Source organism: Nitratifractor sp., assembly GCF_015487065.1.
Taxonomy (GTDB): domain Bacteria; phylum Campylobacterota; class Campylobacteria; order Campylobacterales; family Sulfurovaceae; genus Nitratifractor.
On sequence record NZ_WFQN01000081.1, the window covers coordinates 1 to 4,405 of the forward strand.

The window sequence follows — 4,405 nt, forward strand, 5'->3', positions numbered from 1 at the left end:
CCCCGCGGCGGCTCTGCTGACGGCGGGACTGCTCTGGCAGGGGACGGCACCGCTTCAGGCCGCGGCCATCGATCCTTCGACGATCACGCCCCAGGAGCTCAAAAGCATCCGCTCCATCGATGCGGGCCACGCTCTGCGCTTCGGGACCCTGGTGGTCCAGGGTAACGGCGGGCGGATGAAACCCATGGATACCGTCGCCCACGAACTTCTCTCCAAGATCGCCCGCAAGAACGAGATGCTGGGAATGAGTGCGGACCAGGTGCTGCTGGGGATGCTGGTGGAGCCCCAGGTCTATCAGAAACTGCGGATGATCAAGATCTCCCATCCCCTCATCGCCAAAAAGCTGGGACTCCCCAAAGAGACCCGCTACGTCTCCTACGACGACTTCTTCGACAAAAAGACGGGAGCCTATCTGCTCAGAGAGGATGTCATCGCCGCCTCCCGGAAGCGGTCGGCGGATCGGAATCAGTATGACAAAGATCTTCTCAAAGCCGACGAACGCCTCAATGTAGCCTACATGGTCTTCCAGGGTACACTGCTGCGGATCTTCCCCAAACCGGGGGACAAGATGCACCGATGGTACTCTCCCCTGGATGCCATGAAGAAGTTCCCGAAAAAAGAGGCGGAACTGGTCCGTCTGATCACGGCCAACTATTTCAAGAATGTGGAAGAGGGGATCCGTACCGGGCAATGGAAAAAGGCCGATTCGGCGCTGGATGTGCTCAAAAAGTATCAGTACTTCTACGGCGGGGAAATTATTCCCTCCCAGAAGCGCATCGAGATGGAGATCGCCTACAACAAGTTCAATATTTTCAGCCGTCTGGTCCCGGTCTACATCCTGGCGGGACTGCTGCTGCTGATTCTGGCTTTTGTCCATATTCTCCGGCCGAAATTTTCGCTCAAATGGCCGGTGCGGATCACGCTGGCGGTTCTGATCGCGGCCTTCTTCGCCCATACACTGGGGCTGGGGTTGCGCTGGTATATCGCCGGACACGCCCCCTGGTCCAATGCCTATGAATCGATCCTCTATATCGCCTGGGCCACGGTGCTGGCGGGCTTCGTCTTCTCCCGCCGCTCTCCGCTGACCATGGCGGCTACGTCGATTCTGGCGGGGATCTTCCTCTTTGTGGCGCACCTGAACTGGCTCGATCCCCAGATCACCAATCTGGTGCCGGTGCTCAAATCCTATTGGCTGATGATCCATGTGGCGGTCATCACCGCCAGCTACGGTTTCCTGGGACTGGGAGCTCTGCTGGGGATGCTGGTGCTGGTCCTCTTCATCTTCCGGGGCAAAAAAGGCAACCCCGACATCGACCGGGCCATCAAAGAGCTGAGCATCATCAACGAAATGACCCTGCTCATCGGTCTGGCACTCATTACTCTCGGCAACTTCCTCGGCGGGATCTGGGCCAACGAATCCTGGGGCCGCTACTGGGGCTGGGATCCCAAGGAGACCTGGGCAGCCGTGACGATTCTGGTCTACGCGGCGGTGGTCCATATGCGCTTCATCCCGAAGCTCAGTTCCCTCTATGCCTTCAATGTGGCGGCGGTCCTGGCCTACAGCTCGGTGATCATGACCTACTTCGGGGTCAACTACTATCTCAGCGGGATGCACTCCTACGCCGCCGGAGATCCGGTGCCCATCCCGGGATGGGTCTGGCCCGCCGTGGCGTCGGTTTTTGTCCTGATCCTGCTGGCGGCCCGTAACCGCAGGATGAAGTAGCGGAGCTTTCCGCCTGCGTACACTTCCGGATTTTCTAAGAGCATTCATAGTATCATTGCATCCGTTTTTCTCTCCGCCCCCATCGCTTAACAGGATAAAGCAGGGCCCTCCTAAGGCCTAGCTGGAGGTTCGAGTCCTCCTGGGGGTACCAGTGTTTTCGATTCTTCAGCACTTTTTGGTATAATGCGCCTCCAAAGTCCTGATGAGTCTCTTACCGTCAAAGAGAGTTGTCAGAACTTTTCAACACACTATTCAAGGAAGTACAATGACCGTTATCAGACTGACCCGTATGGGACGCAAAAAGAAGCCTTTCTACCGCATCGTCGTCACCGACAGCCGCAAGCGCAGAGACGGAGGCTGGATCGAGTCCATCGGTTACTACAACCCCGTCTCCAAAGAGAAAGAGATCAAGCTCGACGAAGAGCGCCTCAACTACTGGCTCAGCGTCGGTGCCCAGATGAGCCCCACCGTCAAGCGTCTCGCCGGCAGGAAGTAAGCCCCTCCATGGTCCGGGATTTCATTCTCTCCTATGCCCGGCTCATCGTCCGCCATCCCGAAGCGCTGCGTCTCGAAGAGCAGCCGCTGGATGAGCAGTACGACGAGATCCTCCTCTATGCCCATCCGGATGATGTGGGCAAGCTCATCGGCAAAGAGGGCCGCATGATCAACGCCATCAAAACCGTCATCTCCGGCTGCAAAGCCAAAGGCGGCAAAAACTACCGGGTGAACGTCCGGCCCATCGACTGAACCCCATGAAAAAAGAGCGTTTCCTCATCGCCCAGGTCGGGCGGACCGTCGGGCTCGGCGGTGATCTGAAATTCCACCTCCACACCGATTTTCCTCAGCAGTTTCGCCCCGGCGTGACCCTGCAGAGCAGCCGGGGGCCTCTGACCGTGGCTGCCTACAATCCCAAGCGGGGATTGATCCGTTTCGCAGGGTATGAGAGCCCCGAAGCGGCCAAGGCCCTCACCAATGCCAAAATCTACAGCGACGAGGCCCGGACCCGAGAGCTCTGCCCTCTCAAGGAGGGAGAGCACTACTGGTTCGAGATTATCGGTGCGGAGGTGAGAGAGGGGGATGAGGTTCTGGGAAAAGTCCGGGAGATCCAGCGGATGCTGGAGGTGGACTATCTCCTGATCGCGACGGATGAGGCGCTGCGTGAGGCGGGACTGCCCGAAACCTTTCTGCTCCCCTATATCCCCCGCTATATCCTCTCCTTCGATCCGGAGATGAAGGTTCTGCAGACCCGGGACGCCCGGGAGATTCTGGAGGCGAGCTGATGCGCTTTACCTTTGTCACTCTTTTTCCTGAGATTGTCGAGGGCTATTTCGGCGCCTCGATCCTGGGCCGTGCCCGGGAGGCGGAGCGGATTGCCGTCGACTTCGTCAACCCCCGCCATTACAGCGCCAGCCGCTACAAAAAGGTGGATGAGCCGATGATCGGGGGCGGGGCGGGAATGCTCATGTCTCCCCAACCTCTCCATGACGCCTTGCAAGCCCTCAAAGCTGATTCCCCGGAGGCCCATGTGGTCTTCCTCACCCCCGTGGCCAAACCCTTCCGCCAGAGTGATGCCAAACGCCTGGCGAAACAGGAGCATCTGGTCCTGGTGGCTGGACGCTACGAGGGGATCGACGAGCGGATCATCGAGCTGCACGCCCACGAGGTCTTTAGCGTCGGCGATGCGATCCTGACCGGGGGCGAACTGCCGGCGATGATGGTCTGTGATGCCGTCAGTCGCTTGCTTCCCGGTGTCCTGGGCAACCAGGCCTCTCTGGAGGAGGAGAGCTTCGAAGCGTCACTCCTGGAAGCACCTGCTTTCACCAAACCGGACGAGTTCCGGGGAAAGCGTGCGATTTCAGAGTTTCTAAAGGGTAATCATAGTAAAATCGCAGCCATTAAAAATCGGATGGCTTTGGCGAAAACCAAGTATTTCCGACCCGATCTATATCAACGAGCGAAGGCAAAAGTATGAAAAACAAGTACATCGAGAGCTTTGAAAAAGCCCAGGTCGAAGGGAAAAACGTTCCCGATTTCCGTGCAGGTGACACCCTCCGTGTCGCCGTCCGCATCAAAGAAGGCAACAAAGAACGCGTCCAGAACTTCGAGGGCGTCTGCATCTCCGTCCGCGGCGAAGGAACCGGCAAAAGCTTCACCGTCCGCAAAATGGGAGCCAACAACATCGGTGTCGAGCGGATCTTCCCTCTCTACACCGAAAGTATCGAGAGCATCGAGGTTGTCCGCCGCGGCCGGGTTCGTCGTGCCAAGCTTTTCTATCTGCGCGATCGGAAGGGGAAGGCCGCCCGCATCAAAGAACTCCGGCGAAAGTAATCTTTTGTTCCGCTTCACTGCATCTTTGCAGGAGCGGTTCAGTCACTTACTATTCGTAAGCTCCTTCTCCACAACCTGCAAATCTACAGCAAATCGAAACAAAATCTTGACTTCCTTATTTTCTAAATCCTCTTTATGTGCTGAGGGCCTCTTATGAAAAAACTCCTTTACAGGATCACACTGCCGATCCAGTATCTTCTGGTTTTTCTCTTTATCGTTTTTGAGGAGTTTATCTGGGAGGGGATCGCGGTTCCGGTCGGGGAGTATCTACGCTCTCTGCGGCTCCTGCTGGCACTGGAGCGTGTAGTTCGGGGGATGAACCGCTATCTGATCCTGGTGCTCTTTGTTCTCCTC

At 57.3% G+C, this 4,405-nt stretch carries 6 protein-coding genes, 1 tRNA gene and 1 pseudogene; all 8 read left to right on the forward strand.

The window, feature by feature from the left end; genetic code table 11:
• Positions 1 to 1,723, forward strand: a 1,723-nt coding sequence (locus tag F8I07_RS04270; protein ID WP_292656165.1) for a cytochrome c biogenesis protein, incomplete at its 5' end; no start/stop codon positions are given.
• Between the two features lie 75 nt (positions 1,724 to 1,798).
• Positions 1,799 to 1,874: transfer RNA gene (locus F8I07_RS04275), tRNA-Arg, on the forward strand.
• Between the two features lie 114 nt (positions 1,875 to 1,988).
• Complete coding sequence (gene rpsP, locus F8I07_RS04280) at positions 1,989 to 2,219, forward strand: 30S ribosomal protein S16 (RefSeq protein WP_292656168.1); 231 nt, start codon at positions 1,989 to 1,991, stop codon at positions 2,217 to 2,219.
• Positions 2,220 to 2,227: 8 nt separating this feature from the next.
• Complete coding sequence (locus F8I07_RS04285; RefSeq protein WP_292656170.1) at positions 2,228 to 2,470, forward strand: KH domain-containing protein; 243 nt, start codon at positions 2,228 to 2,230, stop codon at positions 2,468 to 2,470.
• Positions 2,471 to 2,475: 5 nt separating this feature from the next.
• The gene (rimM, locus tag F8I07_RS04290; protein ID WP_292656171.1) at positions 2,476 to 3,003 is read left to right on the forward strand and encodes a ribosome maturation factor RimM; all 528 of its coding nucleotides are present in this window, start codon (positions 2,476 to 2,478) and stop codon (positions 3,001 to 3,003) included.
• Complete coding sequence (gene trmD / locus F8I07_RS04295) at positions 3,003 to 3,695, forward strand: tRNA (guanosine(37)-N1)-methyltransferase TrmD (protein ID WP_292656174.1); 693 nt, start codon at positions 3,003 to 3,005, stop codon at positions 3,693 to 3,695. Before rimM ends, trmD begins: the two co-directional genes overlap by 1 nt.
• Positions 3,692 to 4,051 carry a 50S ribosomal protein L19 gene (gene rplS, locus F8I07_RS04300; protein ID WP_292656177.1) on the forward strand — a complete coding sequence of 120 codons (360 nt, stop codon included), beginning with the start codon at positions 3,692 to 3,694 and terminating at the stop codon, positions 4,049 to 4,051. Before trmD ends, rplS begins: the two co-directional genes overlap by 4 nt.
• A 153-nt stretch (positions 4,052 to 4,204) precedes the next feature.
• Positions 4,205 to 4,405: pseudogene (locus tag F8I07_RS04305) on the forward strand (hypothetical protein); the annotation flags it as partial.

Excerpts from the sequence above, each read along its gene's own strand:
- rpsP (WP_292656168.1), top strand. The coding sequence starts at position 1,989 with ATGACCGTTATCAGACTGACCCGTATGGGACGCAAAAAGAAGCCTTTC.
- F8I07_RS04285 (WP_292656170.1), top strand. The coding sequence starts at position 2,228 with ATGGTCCGGGATTTCATTCTCTCCTATGCCCGGCTCATCGTCCGCCAT.
- rimM (WP_292656171.1), top strand. The coding sequence starts at position 2,476 with ATGAAAAAAGAGCGTTTCCTCATCGCCCAGGTCGGGCGGACCGTCGGG.
- trmD (WP_292656174.1), top strand. The coding sequence starts at position 3,003 with ATGCGCTTTACCTTTGTCACTCTTTTTCCTGAGATTGTCGAGGGCTAT.
- rplS (WP_292656177.1), top strand. The coding sequence starts at position 3,692 with ATGAAAAACAAGTACATCGAGAGCTTTGAAAAAGCCCAGGTCGAAGGG.